This window comes from Paraburkholderia elongata, assembly GCF_013177735.1.
GTDB lineage: Bacteria > Pseudomonadota > Gammaproteobacteria > Burkholderiales > Burkholderiaceae > Paraburkholderia > Paraburkholderia elongata.
In genome coordinates this window covers 1-20,657 of record NZ_WOEZ01000228.1, presented here as the reverse complement: position 1 = coordinate 20,657, position 20,657 = coordinate 1, and the positions used below count along the sequence as shown (strand labels likewise).

General features: G+C 62.8%; 20 protein-coding genes and 1 pseudogene. 12 read left to right on the top strand and 9 right to left on the bottom strand.

Features of this window, described 5'->3' with window-relative positions; translation table 11 throughout:
- Positions 1-18 precede the first annotated feature (18 nt).
- The 6 genes from GNZ13_RS40040 (at position 19) to GNZ13_RS40015 (ending at position 6,055) form a co-directional block, all read left to right on the top strand.
- The gene (locus tag GNZ13_RS40040; protein WP_236002396.1) at positions 19-1,080 is read left to right on the top strand and encodes a FecCD family ABC transporter permease; all 1,062 of its coding nucleotides are present in this window, start codon (positions 19-21) and stop codon (positions 1,078-1,080) included.
- Positions 1,077-1,916 carry an ABC transporter ATP-binding protein gene (locus GNZ13_RS40035; protein ID WP_172175612.1) on the top strand — a complete coding sequence of 280 codons (840 nt, stop codon included), beginning with the start codon at positions 1,077-1,079 and terminating at the stop codon, positions 1,914-1,916. The genes GNZ13_RS40040 and GNZ13_RS40035 overlap by 4 nt, the downstream gene beginning before the upstream one ends.
- A 37-nt stretch (positions 1,917-1,953) precedes the next feature.
- A complete protein-coding gene (gene cobT, locus GNZ13_RS40030; protein ID WP_172175610.1) occupies positions 1,954-3,015 on the top strand; it encodes a nicotinate-nucleotide--dimethylbenzimidazole phosphoribosyltransferase in 1,062 nt (353 codons plus the stop codon).
- A 63-nt stretch (positions 3,016-3,078) separates the two neighbouring features.
- Positions 3,079-3,855 (top strand): adenosylcobinamide-GDP ribazoletransferase, encoded by a 777-nt coding sequence (locus GNZ13_RS40025; RefSeq protein WP_172175608.1) that lies wholly within the window; start codon positions 3,079-3,081, stop codon positions 3,853-3,855.
- Complete coding sequence (gene cobC, locus GNZ13_RS40020; RefSeq protein WP_172175606.1) at positions 3,840-4,430, top strand: alpha-ribazole phosphatase; 591 nt, start codon at positions 3,840-3,842, stop codon at positions 4,428-4,430. Before GNZ13_RS40025 ends, cobC begins: the two co-directional genes overlap by 16 nt.
- Before the next feature lie 209 nt (positions 4,431-4,639).
- Positions 4,640-6,055: a Fic family protein gene (locus GNZ13_RS40015; protein WP_172175604.1), complete on the top strand. Its 1,416-nt coding sequence runs from the start codon at positions 4,640-4,642 to the stop codon at positions 6,053-6,055.
- A gap of 36 nt (positions 6,056-6,091) precedes the next feature.
- Here GNZ13_RS40015 and GNZ13_RS40010 read toward each other — a convergent pair whose 3' ends face one another.
- The 4 genes from GNZ13_RS40010 to cobU are packed head-to-tail and all read right to left on the bottom strand — an operon-like array spanning position 6,092 to position 9,531.
- Positions 6,092-7,015, bottom strand: coding sequence for a cobalamin-binding protein (locus GNZ13_RS40010; RefSeq protein WP_172175602.1), 924 nt, complete (start codon positions 7,013-7,015; stop codon positions 6,092-6,094).
- Positions 7,012-8,037: a threonine-phosphate decarboxylase CobD gene (gene cobD / locus GNZ13_RS40005; protein WP_172175600.1), complete on the bottom strand. Its 1,026-nt coding sequence runs from the start codon at positions 8,035-8,037 to the stop codon at positions 7,012-7,014. Before cobD ends, GNZ13_RS40010 begins: the two co-directional genes overlap by 4 nt.
- A 4-nt stretch (positions 8,038-8,041) precedes the next feature.
- The gene (gene cbiB, locus GNZ13_RS40000; protein ID WP_172175598.1) at positions 8,042-8,977 is read right to left on the bottom strand and encodes an adenosylcobinamide-phosphate synthase CbiB; all 936 of its coding nucleotides are present in this window, start codon (positions 8,975-8,977) and stop codon (positions 8,042-8,044) included.
- Complete coding sequence (gene cobU / locus GNZ13_RS39995; protein WP_172175596.1) at positions 8,977-9,531, bottom strand: bifunctional adenosylcobinamide kinase/adenosylcobinamide-phosphate guanylyltransferase; 555 nt, start codon at positions 9,529-9,531, stop codon at positions 8,977-8,979. Before cobU ends, cbiB begins: the two co-directional genes overlap by 1 nt.
- Positions 9,532-9,698: 167 nt before the next feature.
- Between cobU and GNZ13_RS39990 the strand changes: the two genes are divergently transcribed.
- The 3 genes from GNZ13_RS39990 (at position 9,699) to GNZ13_RS39980 (ending at position 13,920) form a co-directional block, all read left to right on the top strand.
- A complete protein-coding gene (locus tag GNZ13_RS39990; RefSeq protein ID WP_216675217.1) occupies positions 9,699-11,168 on the top strand; it encodes a cobyric acid synthase in 1,470 nt (489 codons plus the stop codon).
- 141 nt (positions 11,169-11,309) lie between these two features.
- A complete protein-coding gene (locus GNZ13_RS39985) occupies positions 11,310-11,726 on the top strand; it encodes a DoxX family protein (protein ID WP_172175594.1) in 417 nt (138 codons plus the stop codon).
- A gap of 589 nt (positions 11,727-12,315) precedes the next feature.
- Positions 12,316-13,920, top strand: coding sequence for a Fic family protein (locus tag GNZ13_RS39980; protein WP_172175592.1), 1,605 nt, complete (start codon positions 12,316-12,318; stop codon positions 13,918-13,920).
- Positions 13,921-13,971: 51 nt separating this feature from the next.
- Here GNZ13_RS39980 and GNZ13_RS39975 read toward each other — a convergent pair whose 3' ends face one another.
- Positions 13,972-14,391 (bottom strand): PaaI family thioesterase, encoded by a 420-nt coding sequence (locus GNZ13_RS39975; RefSeq protein ID WP_172175590.1) that lies wholly within the window; start codon positions 14,389-14,391, stop codon positions 13,972-13,974.
- A 210-nt stretch (positions 14,392-14,601) separates the two neighbouring features.
- Between GNZ13_RS39975 and GNZ13_RS39970 the strand changes: the two genes are divergently transcribed.
- Positions 14,602-15,240, top strand: a complete 639-nt coding sequence (locus GNZ13_RS39970) for a ParA family protein (RefSeq protein ID WP_172175588.1) — start codon at positions 14,602-14,604, stop codon at positions 15,238-15,240.
- A gap of 81 nt (positions 15,241-15,321) precedes the next feature.
- Here the strand turns inward: GNZ13_RS39970 and panD are convergent, their stop codons facing one another.
- The 4 genes from panD to GNZ13_RS39950 form a co-directional block, all read right to left on the bottom strand.
- Positions 15,322-15,708 carry an aspartate 1-decarboxylase gene (gene panD, locus GNZ13_RS39965; protein WP_012432059.1) on the bottom strand — a complete coding sequence of 129 codons (387 nt, stop codon included), beginning with the start codon at positions 15,706-15,708 and terminating at the stop codon, positions 15,322-15,324.
- Between the two features lie 49 nt (positions 15,709-15,757).
- Positions 15,758-16,591 (bottom strand): pantoate--beta-alanine ligase, encoded by an 834-nt coding sequence (gene panC / locus GNZ13_RS39960; RefSeq protein WP_172175586.1) that lies wholly within the window; start codon positions 16,589-16,591, stop codon positions 15,758-15,760.
- 218 nt (positions 16,592-16,809) lie between these two features.
- Positions 16,810-17,682, bottom strand: coding sequence for a segregation and condensation protein A (locus tag GNZ13_RS39955; RefSeq protein WP_172175584.1), 873 nt, complete (start codon positions 17,680-17,682; stop codon positions 16,810-16,812).
- A 4-nt stretch (positions 17,683-17,686) separates the two neighbouring features.
- On the bottom strand, positions 17,687-17,872 hold the full coding sequence (locus GNZ13_RS39950; RefSeq protein ID WP_054035105.1) for a DUF3460 family protein: 186 nt from the start codon (positions 17,870-17,872) through the stop codon (positions 17,687-17,689).
- A gap of 404 nt (positions 17,873-18,276) precedes the next feature.
- Here GNZ13_RS39950 and GNZ13_RS39945 point away from each other — a divergent pair, with 404 nt between their 5' ends.
- Together GNZ13_RS39945 and GNZ13_RS39940 are read left to right on the top strand one after the other, a co-directional pair.
- On the top strand, positions 18,277-20,115 hold the full coding sequence (locus tag GNZ13_RS39945; protein WP_172175582.1) for an autotransporter assembly complex protein TamA: 1,839 nt from the start codon (positions 18,277-18,279) through the stop codon (positions 20,113-20,115).
- Positions 20,116-20,143: 28 nt separating this feature from the next.
- Positions 20,144-20,657 (top strand): annotated as a pseudogene (locus GNZ13_RS39940) (translocation/assembly module TamB domain-containing protein); the annotation flags it as partial.

Genomic DNA, 20,657 nt, shown 5'->3' with positions numbered 1-20,657 from the left:
TCGCATGAGAACGCGTCGATGAACCGCAGATTGAGCCCTATGCACACGACCACGACCACGATGCACGTGATGAGCGCGAAGCGCGCGGTCGCGATCTGGCTCGCGCTCGCGGGCATCGCGCTGGCTGTGCTGATGGCGTCGCTCGCGCTCGGCAGCGTGTCGCTCGCACCCGCCCGCGTGTTGGCGGCGCTGCTGCCGTCGCACGCGTCGCATGTCGAGTCCGCCGATCTTGCCGGTGAGATCGTGCGTACGCTGCGTTTGCCGCGCGCGCTGGCCGGCTTCGCGTGCGGCGCGTTGCTTGCACTGGCCGGTGCGCTGCTGCAGGTGCTGTTGCGCAACCCGTTGGCCGAACCCTACGTATTAGGGGTGTCGGGCGGCGCGGCGACGTTCGCGCTGGTCGCGATGATCGCAGGTTGCGCGTGGTGGATCGTCGATGCCAGCGCATTCGCCGGCGCCTTCGTGTCGATCCTGCTGGTGCTCGGCCTCGCACGCCGCGAGTTGTGGCGGGGCGAGCCGCAGGATACGTCGCCGCGTTTGCTGTTGACCGGCGCGGTGATCGCGGCCGGTTGGGGTGCCGTCATTACCTTGTTGCTCAACCTCGCGCCGGACAGTCGGCTGCGCGGCATGTTGTTCTGGCTGACCGGCGATCTGAACGGCGGTGCGATGCCATGGACAGCGCTCGCCGCGCTCGTCGCCGTGCTGGCGGCAATCGTGCCCGCTGCGCCGCGTCTGAATGTGCTGCTGCGAGGCGACGCTGCCGCGCAGGCACTCGGTGTGGCTGTGATGCCGCTGCGTTTGCGCGTGTATCTGGTGGCGTCGCTGGCTGCTGCTGCTGCGGTGACTACGGCGGGCACCATCGGTTTTGTCGGCCTCGTGGTGCCACATATGCTGCGGCTCGCGTTCGGCAACGATCAGCGCATGCTGCTGCCCGCTGCGGCGCTCGGCGGCGGTGTCGCGGTGATGGGCGCGGACCTGATCGCGCGTACCGTGATCGCGCCGGCCCAATTGCCGGTCGGCGTGATCACGTCGATCATCGGCGTGCCTGTGTTTCTGTGGATGCTGTTGCGCAGGCGCCGATGATGAACGCACACAACGCCTCGCATTCCGCGCTGAGCGCGCAACGCCTGACCTTGCGTGCGGGCATGCGCACCTTGCTCGACGCGTTCACGCATACGTTCTACGCAGGCGAGATCTGGTGTATCGCCGGACCGAACGGCGCGGGCAAGACGACATTGCTGTCCACGCTCGCCGGTCTGGCGCCACCGTCGGCGGGCCATGTCGAACTCGACGGCGTGCGTCTTGCCGACTGGCAGCCGTTGCCGCTTGCGCAGCGTCGCGCGCTGATGCCGCAAAGCGCAGCGGACGCTTTCAGCGCGAGCGTGCTCGACATCGTGATGCTGAACCGCTTTCCGCATCTGACCGGCTGGGGGTGGGAGGGCGAGGCCGATCGTGCTGCCGCGCATGCCGCGTTGGATCGTTTGGGCCTCGCCCCATTCGCTGGGCGCGACGTGCTGTCGCTTTCGGGCGGCGAACGTCAACGCGTGGCGCTGGCGGCGGTGTTGTGCCAGGAGGCGCCGTTGTTGCTGCTCGACGAACCGCTCTCGCATCTGGATTTGCACCACCAGATCGACTGTCTGGAAGCGCTGACCGCCTGGACGCGCGAGCCTCGGCGTACAGTGATGTTTTCGTGCCACGATTTGAACCTCGCGCGCCGCTTCGCGACGCATGCGCTGCTGCTCGACGGTAACGGCGGCGCGTATGCCGGACCGGTGCACGACGTGCTGACGCCCACGCTGACGAGCCGCGCGTTCGGCTATCCGTTGATTCTGATTCGCGACGGCGAGCATGAGGCGCTGATTCCAGCGCCGCGCTCACGTCACGAATCGCCTGCGGCTGATGACACACCGGCAGGCTAAGCGCTTTATCAAAACACTCTCTCTTTTAGAAACGTCTATGACTTCTTTGCCAGGTTTGCCAGGATTGACCGAAGTCGAACCGCTCGATCAAACGCTGCGTGCCGAGCTGCAACACGTCATCGATACCAAGACCAAGCCACCCGGCAGTCTTGGGCGGCTCGAGACGCTCGCACGCCAGATGGGTCTGATCCAACGCACGACGCATCCCACGGTCGAACGTCCGGCGATGATCGTGTTCGCCGGCGACCACGGCATTGCGCAGGAAGGCGTGAGTCCTTATCCGCAAGCCGTGACCGCGCAAATGGTCGCTAACTTTCTTGCGGGCGGCGCTGCGATCAATGCCTTGAGCCGCGTCTCCGGTGTCGAACTCGAAGTGGTCAACTCAGGCATTGCGACGCCGCTGCCGTCCACGGACGGTCTCATCGACATTCCGGTTGCGGCCGGTACGCGCAACTTCGCGCACGAACCCGCGATGACGCGCGAGCAGGCGCTTGCCGCGATGCAGGCGGGCGCGGCTCGCGTGCGGCATCACGCGGCGCTCGGCACCAATGTGATCGGCTTCGGGGAAATGGGCATTGCGAATACGTCGTCGGCCGCGTGTCTGATGAGCCGCCTGTGCGGTGTGCCGATCGACGAATGCGTCGGACGTGGTACGGGTCTCGACAATGCCGGGCTCGCGAAAAAGCGCAACGTACTCGCCTCGGCACTCGCGCATCACGCTGTTTCCAACCATCCGCTCGACGTGCTCGCCACCTTCGGCGGCTTCGAAATCGCCATGATGGCGGGCGCATACCTCGCTGCTGCGCAAGCGCGTATGACGATCCTTGTCGACGGTTTCATCGCGACCTCGGCATTACTGGTGGCCGATGCGTTTGCACCGAAGGTGCGCGAGTATTGCGTGTTCGCGCATGCGTCGAACGAGGCGGGGCATCGGCGCATGCTCGATCATTTCGGCGCGCTGCCATTGCTCTCGCTCGATATGCGTCTCGGCGAAGGCACCGGCGCGGTACTCGCGGTACCGCTGCTGCGTGCGGCAGTGGCGTTCGTCAACGAAATGGCGAGCTTCGAATCGGCCGGTGTTGCGAATCGCGATGCTTGATTCTATATACAAAGCGCCGATTTACGAAGCGCCGTCATACAGAAACGCGTGTCCGGTTCACTCATGAACCCGCTCGCGGAACTGCGCTATTTCTTCACGGCGCTGGGCTATTTCACGCGTGTGCCGGTGCCGCGTTGGGTCGGGTATGAGCCGCACTATCTGAATGCGGCGGCGCGTTATTTTCCGCTCGTCGGTCTATTGATCGGCGGAATGAGCGCGCTGATTTATCTCGCGGCCTTGCATGTTTTTCCAGCGGGCGTGGCGGTGCTGCTGTCGATGGCTGCGTCGCTTCTCGTCACCGGCGCATTTCACGAGGACGGACTCGCCGATTGCGTCGATGCGTTCGGTGGCGCCTATACGCGCGAGGACGTGTTGCGCATCATGCATGATTCGCGCATCGGTGCTTTCGGCGCCATCGCGCTCGTGATCGCGCTAGCACTGAAGTGGCAAACGCTCGCCGCGTTACCGCCGATGCGCGCCGCAAGTCTGATGATTGCAGCGCATGCGGCGAGCCGCGTGTTTGCAATCAGCTATCTGGCCACGCTCGACTATGTGCGCGCAGAAGGCAAAGCCAAACCGGTCGCGCAACGTTTGAGTGGTCCCGTGTTGCTCTGCGCAGCGGTGTTCGGTTTGCCGTTGTTGCTCTGGCCGAACGGGCCCGGTCTGCCGGATTGGCGCTTCGCTGGCGCGACATTCGTTGTGCTTGCAGCGCTGCGGTTTGCCATGGGCCGTTACTTCGTCAGACGCATTGGCGGCTACACTGGCGACTGCCTCGGCTTCGCACAACAGATTCTCGAGTTGAGCATCTATTTGCTGGGGCTTGCATGGATATCGTCCTGATTCGTCATCCCGCCGTCGCGCTCGATGCTGGCGTGTGCTACGGCCACAGCGATGTCGCGCTTGTCGAAGATGCGGAAGTATCTTCAACCACGCTTGCACTGAAACTCGCCACTTTGCAGGTGCCGGCGCCGCGTGTGTTCATATCGAGTCCGCTGACGCGTTGCTCGACGCTCGCCGCCGCAATGGCGAACGATTTCGGCTGTGCGCTTAGCCATGACGATCGTCTGAAGGAAATGAACTTCGGCGATTGGGAGCAGCGTCGCTGGGACGCGATCGATCGTGAGTTGCTCGACGACTGGGCGGCCAACTTCGAACATGCGTGTGCGCATGGCGGCGAGAGCGTCGCGCAATTCGTCGCGCGGGTGCGGGCGTGGTTCGACGCGTTCGCGCAGACGCGTGAGTTGTCGCCGGCGTACGTGGTCACGCATGCCGGTGTAATGCGGGTGATCGCTTCGCTGGTGCTGGACGTGCCGCTGGAACGCTGTCTGCGCTGGTCGTTGGAGATGACCGGGATTGTCTGGCTGCGCAGGGATGAGGAGGCGCAGCAGTGGTCGTTGGTGAGGTGGAATGTGTGAGGGAATGGGGCTTGTGCCTGCGCGCTCTCCCGAATTGCGTCAGTTTCGGTCTTATTCGTGACATTTTTTCGGAAAATTTGTCGCGATAACCTAAATCGCGCCACTTTTAGCCTGAAGAGTGGCGCGATTAGCTCGATTTGTGCCACAATGCCAAGAGAAAGTGTCGCGATTAGGATTTATCGCGACACATGTACTCTAGGGTGGTGCGCATGAACAGCAGCGGCATCAAGCAGGAATTGGATCTGATCGAGCAACTCATCGCTGCAAGCGCTGAGGGGCGGAGCGTTCGCGCGCTTGCCACGGCACTTGCCGCGCGCCGCCATCCTATGCAGCGCCGCACGCTGCAACGTCGTCTCGACGTGTTGCTCGAAGCTGGCCGGATCATCTCGGAAGGTGCCGGCCGGGCAGTGGCCTACAAGCAGGCTGCCGCTTCCAGCGCGGCTGTTTTCCCGGCTCAGGTTGTTACCGGCGCAAGCACTACCGGTGAAGCCTACGTGCCCGTGTCGAGTGCGGGTCTCGAGGTGCGCGCGGAAGTGAACAGGCCGCTGCATGAGCGCCGGCCGGTCGGCTATAACCGCGCGTTTCTCGAACGCTATCGTCCGAACCAGGACGCGTATTTATCGCAAGCGCAGCGTGCACGCCTGCATGAGTGGGGCCGCACGTCGGCGGATGTGCGGCCGGCCGGCACGTACGCGCGCGACATCATGAGTCGGCTTCTGATCGATCTGTCGTGGGCATCGTCGCGGCTCGAGGGTAATACCTACACGCGGCTCGACACCGTACGGCTGATCGAGCAAGGGCACATTGCGGAAGGCAAGGACGCCCAGGAAACGCAGATGATCCTGAACCACAAGGCCGCGATCGAAATGATCGTCGAGAGTGCGGACGAAGTGGGCTTCAATCGATTCACCGTACTGAACCTTCACGCGATTCTCTCCGACAACCTGATGTCCGACCCGTTTGCCAGCGGCCGTTTGCGTGCGCGCGAAGTGGAGATCAGCGGCACCGTATTTTTTCCGCTCGCCGTGCCGCAGCAGATCGCGGAATGCTTCGAGGCGGTGTTGAACAAGGCCGCCCAAATCGACGACCCCTTCGAGCAGGCTTTCTTCGGCATGGTGCACCTGCCGTATCTGCAGCCGTTCGAAGACGTCAACAAACGGGTCTCGCGTCTGACCGCGAATATCCCGCTGATCCGGCAGAATCTGTGTCCGCTGTCGTTCATCGACGTTCCCGAAAAGGCCTACGTCGACGGCACGCTCGGTGTGTACGAGGCCAATCGCGTCGAGTTGTTGCGCGATGTTTTTATCTGGGCGTACGAGCGCTCGTGTCAGCGTTATCTGGCGATTCGACAATCGATCGGCGAGCCGGACGCGTTTCGCCTCAAGTATCGCAATGCGTTGATAGATGTGGTGCAGGAGGTGATTCGCGGCGGCCTTGCTGGCACGCGCGGCGAGATCGAAACGCTCGCACAGGATCGGGTGGACACGGCGGATGTATCTTCGTTCGTCGATGCAATCCAGTCCGATCTCGATCAACTCTATCTCGGCAATGTCGCGCGTTACCGGTTGCGGCTTTCCGAATTCGAGCGCTGGCCGTTCAAGCGGGCAGACGCCGTTTCGCGCTAACGCGGCACTTCCTGCTTCACGCCCTTCGCGGCCGCATCACTGCGTGCCGCTCTTCCTCCGCGAGCGCGCCAAGTCGAGGTCTTCGCACATTTGCTTCGCCCCTTGTGCAATACGCGGCGCCGGCCGGTTGATCAGATCGCCGTCGATGGCGAACAGATTGTTGTTCGCCACCGCCTTCAGACTCGGCCATGCACGCCATGTGTCGAGTTGCGGCAGGGTCGTGTCCGGTTTGGTCGCACCGGGCGCGGCGGTGAAGACCGCTTCCGGATTCGCTGCGAGCACCGCTTCAGTCGAGACGGTCGGCACCAACGGCTCGAGTTTCGCAAACACATTGCGGCCGCCGCATAACGCAATCACGTCGCTGACCATATGTTCGCCGTTGAGCGTCATCAATGGTTGATCCCACACCTGATAGAACACGCTGACAGGCGGCCGGCTAGCGTACTGCGTGCGCAATCGTGCGATGTCCTGACGGTATGCCGCCGCGCTTGCATCGGCGGTCGGTGAGGTGCCGAGCAATTGCCCGAACTTCGTCAGCGACACGGCAACGTCGTCGAGATGATGCGGCTCGCTGAAGAACAGCGGCACATGCATCTCACGAAGGCGATCAAGTTGACGCTGCGCATTGCCATGCCGCCATACGACGATCAGATCGGGCTTCAACGCGACGATCCGTTCGAGGTCGAGCGCCTTGTTGTCGCCGACACGCGGCAGTTGCTTCGCCTCAGGCGGGTAGTCGCTGTAGGACACGGCGCCGACGAGTTTCGCGCCACCGCCCGCCGCATACAGCAGCTCGGTGACATGCGGCGCGAGACTGATGACGCGCTGTGCGGGCGCAGCCAAGGTGACCGTTGCACCGGTGTCGTCGGTGACGGTGATTGCGGCGTGCGCGTGCAGCGTGCTCGCGAAAAGCGCCGCGGCGATGGCGATGGCGACGGCGAAGCGTGAGCGTCGAATCATCGAACAGCCTCGCGCAAATTCTCTTCGAAGCGTGTCCATTCCACATCGCTCGCAGGCAGCCCGAAACGCACACTGCCCGATGCCGTGAAGAGGCGCGTCCACACGCCACGTCGTGCCAATGCTTCATGCAGAGCGGCGGCGCGTACGTCGTCGGTCCACGCGAAGAGCGGCGTGCTGTGTGTGGCGAAACCGTGTGCATGCAACAGACTCACCAGACGGGCACTTTCGGCTTCGAGCCGCGTCCGCATCTGCTGTTGCCACAATTCGTCTTCGAACGCGGTTTTGACGGCGTGCCGAGCCGGGCCGCTGACCGTCCACGCCCCGAGCGTACGACGCAATACGTCGAGCAAAGCCGGCGCACCGAGTACGAAACCCGCGCGGACACCGGCGAGTCCAAAGAATTTCCCCGGTGAACGTAACACGATCAACCCATCGCGATGGGTGGTTGCCGCGAGCGACGCCGAAGGCATCGTATCGGCGAACGCCTCGTCGATCAGCAGCGTGCCGCCGCGCGCGGCGAGTTGCGCATGCCAGTGCAGCAGCTTCCCGGCGCCCAGATGCTCCGCGGTCGGATTGTTAGGATTCGCGACGACCGCATGTGTGAGCGCGTCGGGCAAGGTGTCCCAGGATACTTCCAGTGGCACGACTTCGTGTCCTGCCCGCTCGAATGCGGGCGCATATTCGCTGTACGTGAGCGGAGCGATGCCAACCTGGCCACGTGGCAGCAGCGAGGGCAGCGCGCGAATCGCCGCCTGGCTTCCTGCTACGGGGAGCACATGCGCAGCATCGGGCGCGCCATAGTAACGCGCGGCGCAGGCGGCAAAACCGTCGCCTTCGTCCGGCAGGCGGCGCCAGGCATCGGCGGGAACCGGCGGCACCGGATAGCCGTGCGGATTGATACCCGTCGACAAGTCGAGCCATCGCGCGTACGGAATGCCGTAACGTTTTGCTGCTTCGTGCAAATTGCCGCCGTGGACCACGGTGTCGAGCGGGGCGCTGGTATCAGCTTTGTGACCAGTCATTCGATCAACCATGAAAGGGCACACTCAGCAACGCCAGCACGATCATTACCGCGAGCCAGAGAATGATCGTCCGTTCAACCAGCATCAACGCCGCCGTAACATGCGTGGCCTTCGCGGGGTGGCCGAAACCTAACGTCGGTCTGTGTTCAAGCGCACCGTGATACACCGCGGGACCGCCGATCAGCACGTTCAGACTGCCCGCGCCCGACGCCATGACCGGCCCGGCGTTCGGACTGTCCCAACGCGGCGCCTGTTCGTGCCAGCAACGCAGCGCCGTGCGTGTGTCGCCGAGCAAGGCATAGCTCGCTGCTGTGAGGCGCGCGGGAATCCAGTTGAGTACATCGTCGATGCGCGCGGCGGCCCAGCCGAAGCGCAAATAGCGTGGCGTGCGGTAGCCCCACATCGCATCGAGCGTGTTGGCCAGACGGAACCCCAGTGCGCCCGGACCGCCCGCGATCGCGAACCAGAACAGTGCGCCGAAGATCGCGTCGTTGCCGTTTTCGAGCGCCGATTCGACGGCGGCGCGCGACAGCGCCGCTTCGTCGGCGTGAGTGGTTTCGCGCGACACGATGCGCGAGGTCAACAGACGCGCTTGCGCCAGATCGCGCCGCGCCAATGCCTCTGCGATCGGCGCAATGTGATCGTGAAGACTGCGTGCGCCGAGCGCGAACCATAGCAACACGACGTGTACCGCGCAGGCTGCAAAAAACGGCAGCACGGAGACGAGCCACCAGGCGATCAGCACCGGCGGCATGACCGCCAGCGACCACGCGAGCAGCCCCTTGAGCCGCAAGCGCCGGCCGGTGTTGTAGCGCGCTTCGAGACGCAGCGCCCATTTGCCGAAGCCGACCAGCGGATGCGCGGTGCGCGGCTCACCGAGCCAACGGTCGATGGCGACGCCCGCCGTTGCCAGCGTAACGATCAGAGGAAGCGACAGCATCACGTGCTGCCCGCTGTTTTCAAAGCGAGCGGCAAGCCCGCGACCATCATCGTGACCTGAGTGCTCAGCGCGGCGATGCGCTGATTGAGCCGCCCGAGTTCGTCGACATAGAGGCGCGTTGCCGCGCCGAGCGGCACCACACCCAAGCCGATTTCATTGCTGACCACGATGATCTTGCCTTTGGCGTTGATGAGCGCCGCTTCCAGCGCAGCAAAGTGTGCGTGATATTGATTGACCGGCAAGCTGTCGCCGTCGGGCGGGCACAGCAAGTTTGCGAGCCACAGTGTCAGGCAGTCGATCAGAATGCAGTGGCCGGGCGCGTCGATTTGCGTCACGGCGCCGGCGAGATCGACGCCCGCTTCGTACAAGGCCCAATGCGTCGGACGCCGCTCGCGATGATGCGCGATGCGCGCGCTGAATTCGGCGTCGTCAGCCACGCGCGCGGTGGCGACGTATGTGACGGGGAGGGCGCTGTTGTCCGCCAGTTGTTCGGCGTGCACGCTCTTGCCCGAACGGGCGCCGCCGAGAACGAAGGTGAGGTCGCGGGGAATCATCGCGTGATTGTACCGGCGTGCAGCAGGTGCCGGCACGATGGGATAATGCCGCGTTTATTGCCGGTGTTTATTGCCCGCGTTCATCGTCTATTCACCGCCGAACCCGACATTCCGTGACTACCACTTCGAACCCGCATGACGCTGTACCTGTGCCGCGCGGCACGCTGATGATTCAGGGCACCACGTCCGATGCGGGCAAGAGCACGCTCGTCGCGGGTTTGTGCCGGCTGGCGCGCCGCGCGGGCGTGCGGGTCGCGCCGTTCAAGCCGCAGAACATGGCGCTCAATAGCGCGGTGACGGTCGACGGCGGCGAGATCGGCCGCGCACAGGCCTTGCAGGCGGTGGCCGCGGGCATCGCCGCGCACACCGATCTGAACCCCGTGCTGCTCAAGCCGACGAGCGACCGCGGCGCGCAAGTGATCATCCACGGCAAGGCGCGCATGAATCTCGATGCGCGCGCGTATCACGACTACAAGCCGGTCGCCTTCGAGGCAGTGTTGGAATCGTATGCGCGTCTGCGAGCGGCGTACGACACGATTTTTGTCGAAGGCGCGGGCAGTCCTGCCGAAATCAATCTGCGCGACCGCGATATCGCCAACATGGGTTTCGCCGAAGCGGTCGACTGTCCGGTCGTGCTGGTGGCCGACATCGACCGCGGTGGGGTGTTCGCGCATCTGACCGGTACGCTCGCGTGTCTATCGGAAAGCGAGCAGGCGCGCGTGCGCGGCTTCATCATCAACCGTTTTCGCGGCGACGTCAGTTTGCTCAAGCCCGGGCTCGATTGGCTCGAAGCGAAGACCGGCAAGCCAGTGCTCGGCGTGGTGCCCTACCTGCACGGTCTGACGCTCGACGCCGAAGACATGTTGCCGCCCGAACTGCGGGCCGCGCAAAGCAGCCAAAGCAGCGATATGGGCCGGATGTTGCGGGTGGTCGTGCCGGTGCTGCCGCACATTAGCAATCACACCGATTTTGACGCACTGCGCGCGCATCCGCAGGTCGATTTTCATTACGTGCGAAGCGGCACGCCGCCTCCGCCCGCCGATCTGATCATCCTGCCGGGCTCCAAGAATGTGCCGGGCGATCTGGCCTTTCTGCGTGCGCAAGGCTGGGACGCGGTGCTGCAACGGCATTTACGCTACGGCGGGCGCGTCATCGGGATTTGCGGCGGCATGCAGATGCTCGGACGCGAAGTGGCCGATCCGCACGGCGTGGAAGGCGCGCCCGGAACGAGCGCGGGCCTCGGTTGGCTCGATTACTCGACGGTGCTGACGCGCGAAAAAACGCTTAAGAACGTGACAGGGCGACTCGCATTGCCCGGTTCGCCCGAGGTCGCCGGGTACGAGATTCACATGGGCGAGACGCAAGGTCCGGCGCTGAGCTCGCCCGCGCTGCAATTGGGCGGAGCGCAAGACGCTCATCCCGACGGCGCGATCTCGGCCGATGGCCAGATCCTCGCCACTTACGTGCACGGCCTGTTCGACACGCCGGCCGCATGCGCCGCACTGCTCGCGTGGGCGGGCTTAAGCGACGCCGAGAAAATCGACTACCCGGCGTTGCGTGAGGCTTCGCTGGATCGTCTGGCCGACACGCTTGCCGAACACCTCGATCTGTCCAAGCTTTTTGCTGTGATCGGGTGATGAAGATCAATCGGATGGTAGGGATTAAATCCTTTTGGGAAATAATCAAAGCCTAATAAGCGGTTTTTCGTCTCATATGGTTCGAATACAGTCTTGACATCGACGGCCGACGCGGGCCGTTTCTCTCGTAAAGGACTCGTCATGAACTCGAACCGCTCCGCCGATCTGGCCGCCTTGATCCTTCGTCTGGCCCTGGGCGTTCTATATCTCGCACACAGCTTGCAGAAGATTTTTGTTTTTACGCTGCCGGGAACGGCGCAGTTTTTCGTTTCGCTCGGCTTGCCGGGGTGGCTCGGTTATGTGACGGCGTTCGTCGAACTGATCGGTGGTATCGCGCTGCTGCTCGGCGTGCAGGTCCGCTGGGTCGCGCTGGTGCTGCTGCCGTTCATGCTCGGCGCCATGTCGGCGCATCTGCACAATGGCTGGGGCTTCGCGTCGCCGAACGGCGGCTGGGAATATCCGGCCTTCTGGGCGGTGACCTTGGCGGTGCAGTCGCTGCTCGGCGGCGGCGCGCTGGCGCTGAGCGGTGCGAAGGCGCCGCGCGCAGTGGCCGCCTGATGCCTTTGGGAGGCGGTGCGGGCGGTTGGTTACCGAAGCTGGCACGCCGGCAGGGCCATAAGCCGGCAAAGGGCCCAAGTACCTAATCACCAAACCGCTCCGGCATGCCCCCGCCGGACGACAAAAAAGCACGTGTCGCGAGGCCCAGCCCTTCACTTAACGGGTTGATGGGCACGGTTTGATTCCCTGAGATGCCCCGTGAGTCATGGACTTCCGGGGCATCGCTCTGTCCGAAGATTTTTCCGCTGGCGAAGCCGCTTCGTGGCCGGCGAAGGATGGACAAGCTAACTGAAATATCATCAAACCCCATTTGCGAACCCCGGCACTTTGGTCGTTTTACACCGTTGTACTCGCTCACCTTTATCTGTCTGCTGGCCGCAGAAGCGGCAGTTCAATCATCCCCACCGAAGCTACCTGACGGGCCGAACCCCTCGTATTAACGGGGCTCTGGCTATTCTGGCAAAATCCTAGTGGCATTGCGCAGCAAAATATTAGTGATATCGAATGACATAATTTTAGTGTCATCTCTAGGCGTAATTTTAGTGATATAGTGCAACGCAAAAGTAGTGAACTTACCTGGGCCAAACAAATGGCGGCACCCAACGAAAAGCTGGCGGACTCTCTGAAGGTACTCAAGGCGTTGCAGGACCAAGGCTTCCGGGTATTTCAACCTTCGGCCATGCCCTCGCTCACTCGCACTCATCGGGAACGACTGGTTAAGGCCGGGTTCCTGAAGCAGGTCATCCAAGGATGGTATCTCGCGAACAATCCAGAGGATGCAGACGGCGATTCGACACACTGGTACGCCAACATGGAGGTCTTTGTCACGGCGTACGCCAACTCTCGCTTCGATGACGACTGGCAACTCAGCGCCGAACTGTCGGTTCTGAAGCACAGCGGTCACACCAGCATTGCGAAACAGTTGCAATTGCAGTCACCAAAAGCCAACAACCAGACGCAGGAGCTACCGCACGGCTGCTCCCTTTTTCTCTACCGCATTTCAGAATCCCAACTTGTCGCCTCGCGAGCCCCGGACGCCAGTGGTCTACTGCTTATGCCGTTGCCTGATGCGCTGATTCGCGTCAGCCCGACGTTCTTCGCTCAGCATGAGATGGCCGCCGAGATTGCGATGCGGCAAGTCGACATTTCGCTGCTCATCGCACGCCTGCTCGAGGGAGGGCACAGCATGGTTGCTGGCCGGCTGGCCGGCGCGCTCAGGGCCGTAGGACGCGCGGCCGATGCAAACCAGTTGCTAACCACCATGAAGGCCGCGATGTACACGACAACGGAGAACAATCCGTTCGAGCGGCCTCTTGCCCAAATCAACGGACGACACAACGAATCCCCCTACGTCCTACGCATCAAGGCGATGTGGTCAACGATGCGCGAGACTGTCCTCAAGCGGTTAGAGAACGTTCCGAGGCGGGAATTATCGGATGCAAACAGCCTCCTCACGGACATCGCCGCCCGGTACGTCGCGGACGCGTACCATTCGCTGTCCATTGAAGGTTACCGGGTCAGTGCGGAGCTCATAGAAAAGGTCCGCAATGGCCAGTGGAGCCCGCTCACGCACCCAGAAGACCGGCAAACCCGAGACGCCATGGCAGCAAAGGGTTACGCGGAAACGCACAGTCACGTCAAGGCCCTCATCGGCCGCGTGGTGAAAGAAGGGCTGAAACCGGCTGAAGCCTTCAGCGCCGATTTCTTTCAATGGTACGTGACGCTTTTTTCGCCGAGTGTGCAGGCCGGTATTCTCAAGGCTGGAGACCTAGCCGGCTTTCGCAACAATCAGGTTTTCATCCGCAACGCCCTCCACGTACCCCCATCTCCGGAGGCCGTACGAGAATGCATGCCAGCTTTGATGGACCTGTTGGAAAGCGAAGACCACCCCGGCGTCAGAGCCGTGCAGGGCCACTTCATTTTCGTTTTCATTCATCCGTACACGGACGGTAACGGACGGTTGTCACGATTCGTCATGAACTTCATGCTGACCACGGGCGGCTACCCGTGGACAATTGTGACCGTCCAGTCCCGCAAGGCTTACCTGGACGCGCTCGAACAAGCCAGCAGCTATGGCAATATCGAACCGTTCGCCGACCTGCTTTGCAGTCTGATATCAGAACAGGCAGCGACACCCGTCGAGCGTATTACCCAGCGCCCAGAAGCGGGCAATTGGTCAGCGCCTCCGGTCTGACGGCAATCGGACAGAACCTTTTGACGCTCTCCCGGTCCTCGCGTCAGTCAGTCAATACAACACCATCTGCGTGCAGCGAAACAGCGCCATCGTCTTGCCGTTCGGATCGGTGACGGTGGCGTCCCAAACCTGCGTGCTACGGCCCAGATGCACGGCCTTGGCGACCGCGCGGATCGTGCCTTCCGTCGCCGTACCGAGAAAATTGCTTTTCAGCTCGATGGTCGTGAAATTGCGCGCCGTCTCAGGCAGGTGCGCGAGGCACGCATAGCCGCAGGCGGTATCGGCGAGGCCGATCACAGTGGCGGCGTGCAAAAAGCCATTCGGTGCCAGCAATTCGTCGCGCACGGTCAATTCCGCGGTCAGGGTGCCTTCCTCCAGCGCCAGAACATGCACGCCCAGTAGGCCGGGAAGCTTGCCCTTCTGACGTTCATGCAGGCGCTCGATAGTGTATTCCGGACGGAGTTTGCTCATGAGATTGGGGTCCTCGATGGAAAAATCAGGGGTGTAGGGCGGTCAATAGCCGTTTGGGGGCTTCGGCGCCTGCGCATTTGTCGATATTATCAACGGCTGGATCGGCGGGTGAACCTGAAACCGGTACGGATCAGGACACATCGGCGCAAGTCAGAGCAAACTGCGCGGTAAACCGGCTGGCGGCGCCCAGCCTTCTTTCCGGGAGAATTCATGACGGTGATCGTGGTGGCGAATCCGAAGGGCGGCGTGGGTAAAAGTACGCTGTCCACCAATCTGGCCGGCTATTTCGCGTCGCAAGGGGAATGGATCGCGCTGGCGGACATGGACAGACAGCAGTCCTCGCACGCGTGGCTGTCGCTGCGGCCGCCTGCGTTGCCGCCTATCGAGACTTGGGAGGTCGACCTTGAAAACCCCGCTAAACCGCCCAGGGGGCTGGAACACGCGGTCATCGACACGCCGGCCGGGTTGCATGGCAACCGCCTGAATATCGCGCTGGATCTGGCCGACAAGGTGATCGTGCCGCTGCAGCCATCAATGTTCGATATTCTCGCCACCCAGGATTTTCTCGAGCGGCTGGCGAAGGAGAAGGCGGTCAGGAAAGGCGCGATTGAGATCGGTGTGGTGGGGATGCGCGTCGACGCGCGCACGCGCTCGGCGGAGCAGTTGCATCGCTTTGTCGAGGGGTTGAAGCTGCCGGTGCTGGGTTTCCTGCGCGACACGCAGAATTACGTGCAACTGGCGGCGCACGGCCTGACCTTGTGGGACGTCGCGAAAAGCCGCGTGGAGAAGGATCTGGAGCAGTGGCAGCCGATCATCCAATGGACCAACGGCGCCGGCAAGAAGGCTTGACGTGAATCAGCAGGCGGCGTGACCGCCCGCTGCATGGAACCGTGCGGCGAAAGGCCGGTTCAGGTCTAGCGCGGGTCCAGCTCAGGTCCAGTTCTGAGTCGGCACGTGATCGCGGCTGCCCTTGATCTTGTTGTTGTCGTCGACGAACACCAGATCCGGCTTCCAACCTGCCTTCAGTTCCGCTTCGTCGACCACCGCGAACGCCGCGATGATCACCAGATCACCCAGCTGCGCGCGCCGCGCGGCCGAGCCGTTCAGCGAAATCATGCCGCTGCCGCGTTCGCCCTTGATCGCGTACGTCGAGAAACGCTCGCCGTTGTTGATGTTCCAGATGTCGATCCGCTCGTTTTCGACGATGTTCGCCGCTTCCAGCAAATCCTCGTCGATCGCGCACGAACCTTCGTAATGCAGTTCGCAGTGCGTGACCGCGACGCGATGGATTTTCGACTTCAGCATGTTGCGTTGCATGATCAATCCCTTTTGCTTCTAATGCGTGTTTGCGCAGCCTAAGACGGCTTCAGATTTCGAGGTTGTCGATGAGACGGGTGGTGCCGAGCTTGGCGGCCGCCAGCACGACCAACTCTGCGTTCGCGTCTTGCGGGCCCGGCGGCAGCAGATTCGAGCGCTTGCGCACGGCGATGTAATCAGGCTGCCAGCCGCGTGCGGCCAGTGCGGCCATCGCTGCCTGTTCGAGTTTTGCGAAGTCGCGATCGCCGGCGAGCACCGCATCGCGCACGCGATTGAGCTCGGCGGCCAGTGTCGGCGCTTCGGCGCGCTCGGCGGCCTGCAAAAAGCGGTTGCGCGAACTGAGCGCAAGGCCGTCGGTGTCACGCACGGTTTCCGCGGCGATGATGTCGGTCGGCAGCGCGAACTGGTGACACATGCTGCGCACGATCATCAGTTGCTGGTAATCCTTCTTGCCGAACACCGCGACGCGCGGCTGCACGCACGACATCAGCTTCATCACCACCGTGCATACGCCCTGGAAGAACCCAGGCCGGAATTCGCCTTCGAGGATGTCGCCCAGATCGTGCGGCGGATGCACGCGGTACTCCTGCGGCTCCGGGTACAGATCGCGTTCCGTCGGCGCGAACAGAACGTAGACGCCTTCTTTCTGCAGCTTGTCGATGTCGGCTTCGAGCGTGCGCGGGTATTTGTCGAAATCTTCGTTCGGCCCGAACTGCAAGCGGTTGACGAAGATGCTCGCCACCACCGGATCGCCGTGCTGGCGCGCGAGGCGCATCAGCGACAGATGGCCCTCGTGCAGATTGCCCATGGTCGGCACAAAGGCGGTGCGATTCTGGCCGCGCAACTGGTCGCGCAATTCATGGATCGAGCTAATGACTTTCATGATCGGACAGGGATTTCCTCGCGCGGCGCGAGACTCGGTTGGCGCAAAAACTCGGGTTTTCGCGTAGCCCGCGGCCTCACTGGTAATGACAGGTTCGGAGCGCCGGATTGTAGTGGATTTGTTCCGGGGCCGCACCGAAGTAGTGGATTTGTTCCGCGGGCGCACCGAAGCGAGGCGTCTGCGGTAGCAATGGCGCACGCAAGCCTCGTTTCGCGGCTTCAGGCCGGTAGATAGGCGAGGCGCACATAGATCGGTGCGAACGGCTCGGCCTGAGTAATCTCGATGAGCGACTCACGGCACAACTCGAGCATGGCGATGAAATTCACCACGACCACCGGCACGCCTTTGCTCGTGTCGAACAGATCCGAGAATTCCATGAAGCGCGCGTTCTGCAGTCGCCGCAGGATCGTGCTCATATGCTCGCGCACCGACAATTCCTCGCGCGAAATCTTGTGATGCTGAACCAGTTTGGCGCGCTTGATCACGTCGGCCCACGCGGCGCGCAGGTCTTCGCTATCCACATCCGGAAAGCGCGGGGTGATGCTTTGCTCGATATACACCTCGGCGCGCAGGAAATCGCGGCCAAGCTGCGGCAGATGGTCGATGCGCTGTGCGGCGAGCTTCATCTGCTCGTATTCGAGCAGGCGGCGTACCAGTTCCGCACGCGGATCTTCGGCTTCGTCGCCGCTATCGGCTTTCTTCACCGGCAACAGCATGCGCGACTTGATCTCGATCAGCATCGCGGCCATCAGCAGATACTCGGACGCGAGTTCGAGATTGGTCTGACGCAGCTGATCGACGTAGCCGAGGTATTGGACCGTGACGTCCGCCATCGGGATGTCGAGCACGTTGAAGTTCTGCTTGCGGATCAGGTACAGCAACAGATCCAGCGGGCCTTCGAACGTTTCGAGGAACACCTCGAGCGCATCCGGCGGAATGTACAGATCCGTCGGCAGCTTGAAGAGCGGCTCGCCGTACAGGCGTGCGAAAGCGATGCCGTCGACGGTGTCCGGCGTCGAATCAGTGGCGGGCGCGGCAAGCGCGGCGTCGGGCCCCGGCGTGGCGCCGTTTGCCTCGTCGGCGTGACTCACGCGCTTAGAAGTTTTGATAGTACGAGTAAGGCGTCTGCTCTACGCGCGAGGCTTTCTGCTCGGCGCGTTCTTCGAGGTCGATCGGCTGTTTGTCCCACAGCAGCGACCGGCCACGGCGCTGCTCAGCTTCCAGATTCGGTTTTTGTTGCTTGAGCTGGTTCAGGAACTGGGTGATGTCCGATTGATACATGGCTAGACGTCCGTGGTTTGGGGAATGGCGGCTGCCCGGCGCGAATCCGCGCGGCATCGCTGCTATTCGATAATTTTACCGCATGCGCCGCGCGCGGTCGAAAAACGGTGGCCGGCGTGAGCGGCTGGTCCGCAAAAACGCCCGGAACCCGTGCTGGTGCGATGCGTCAAAGGCGGGCGCGTGGCCGGCGAGGCGGTGTGCGAATCCGGACTGTGCGTCCAGTTGGACATCATTACGCATGCGGCATGGGGTGTGGCATACCGGCCAAAGCGCCCGCCACGCCTCACGCTGCAAACGCTCCTTTAAGAGATGGCGCGGCTTCGCCGATGTGGTCAAATAGCGAGCTTCGGCCGCCGCGGCGAGCCCGAGCGACAGAATTCATCAACCACGGTCGGAGGTCCTGTTTGGCGGGGTGTGCGATCGAAGAGCCGAGAGTGCGGCGCGGCAAAACCGGTGGCGAATCCAGGCATCTGATGCCCATTCGGCGCTGGCTGCGCGCGTGGCTGGCGTTCGGCATCGTCATGCTCATGCTTGCCGCGGTCGACGCGCACGCAGCTCGGCGCGCGGCTGCCAGCTACAAGGTCGACATCGAAGCCACGCCGCGCTCATTGCGCAAGCTGCTCGAAGCGCACCTCGACGTGGCGCGTTTCGCCAAACGTCCGGACATCAGCGACGACCAGTTCGAATTTCTGATTACCGCCACCCCGCAGCAGGTACGCGATCTGGCCGCCACGCAAGGCTATTTCACGCCGGTCGTGCGTACCGACGTACGAACCGTCGACGACCAGAAGCGCGTGACGGTGAGCGTCGATCCCGGCCCACAAACCCTCGTCACGTCGATTTCGCTGTCGTTTCGCGGGCCGGTGCTGACCGAAGACCCGGCGCAGGAAAACGCCGCGCGTTTCGCGTTTTCACTGCTTGAAGGCGATCCGTTTTCGCAAGGCGACTGGGACGACGCGAAAAACGCATCGCTCAAGGCGTTGCAGTCGCGCCGTTACCTGGGCGCGAAGATCTACCACTCCGAGGCGCGGATCGACCCGCGCACGCACGAAGCGAAATTGTCGGTTACGTATGAGAGCGGCCCGACCTTCACAATGGGCAAGCTCGACGTTTCCGGCACGCGGCGCTATCCGGAACAGATCGTCGACAACGTGAATCCGATTTCAGTCGGCGATATTTACGACGTGCACCGCGTCACCGAATTGCAACGGCAGTTGCAGAACACGCCGTACTACGCGAGCGTCGCGATCGACATGGATAGCGATCCGGCCAAGCCGGTCGATACGCCGGTGCACGTAAAGGTGTCGGAATATCCGTACAACAGTATCCGCGGCGGGGTGGGTTATTCGACCGACAACGGCCCGCTGATCCAGGGTTCGTATTCGTATCTCGACACCTTCGGCAAAGCCTGGCCGTTCACAGTCGTGGGCCGTCTGGACCAGATCCAGCAATATGGACAGATTCAGCTCGCGATGCCGCCCGGGCCGCGTGCGTGGACCAATAGCGTGCTGGCTGCCTACACCACGACCGACGTGTCCGACACACGCATCTTCAGCATCCGCGGCGGCGTGCAGCGGGCCCGTACGTCGCAATTCATCGACTACAACTACGCGATCCTTTATTACCAGGACCGGCTCGACCAGAATGCGGCCGCGCCGACTACCAGTCACGCGCTGGTGCCGTCATGGTCGTGGACCCGCCGCGATACCGACGATCCGTTGTTCCCGCGTTCGGGCAACCTGATTCACGTCGAAGCAGGCTTCGCGGTCAAAGGCGTGCTGACCGACCAGACGTTCGCACGCGGCTACGCCCGTGGCCAGCAGTACCTGCCGATCGGCAAGGAAGATCTTGTGCTGTTCCGTGCCGAACTCGGCGGCGTGTTCACGAGCGGCAGTTCGAGCGGGATTCCGGCTTCGCTGCTGTTCCGCGCGGGCGGCTCGAATTCGATCCGTGGCTACAGCTATCAGAGCATCGGTAATAACGTCGACGGTTCGGTGTTGCCCACCAAATATCTCGTGACGGCGGCGGCGGAGTATCAGCACTGGTTCACCCACGACTGGGGCGCAGCCGCGTTCTTCGACGTCGGCACCGCCACCGATACCTGGGGCGAGAAAGTCTTTTATCCCGGCATCGGCGTCGGGGCGCGCTGGCGCAGCCCGGTCGGCCCGGTCAATGTCGATGTCGCCTACGGGATCCGCAACCGGAGCGTGCGGCCGTACCTGACCCTCGGCATTGCCTTCTGATGGAAACCTGCTTCGACATGATCCACGCATGACCACGGACGTTTCCGCCCAACCACCTGCGCAGCCGCCCGGCGCTCCTCCGCCTGGAGAGCCGCCCGGACAGCAGCCCCCGCCCGACGCGCCGCCGCCCAAACGTCGTCGCGGCCGGCTGCTGCTGAAAACGCTTGCGTGGACGGTCGCCGTGCCGCTGCTGCTGGTCGCCGTGGCAATCGGGCTGCTGTATGGCGCGCTGACGACCGAGCGCGGAACGGCCTACGCGTGGCAGGCGGCCGTCAAACTGCTGGGTGGCAAGCTGACCGGCACGCTCGAGAGCGGCGCTATCGCCCACGGCGTCCAACTCCGCCAGGTGCGCTGGCGCAGTCTCGACGGCAGCGGCACCGATATCCAGATCGACCGCGTGGCCGGCCGCTGGGGGCTCACGCACAAGCCGTGGCGCTTCACGATCGATTATCTGCATATCGGGACGATCGACGCCCGTGTCGGCTCGTCGTCGAGCAGTAGCGGACCGGTGAAACTGCCGCAAGACCTGCGCTTGCCGATGC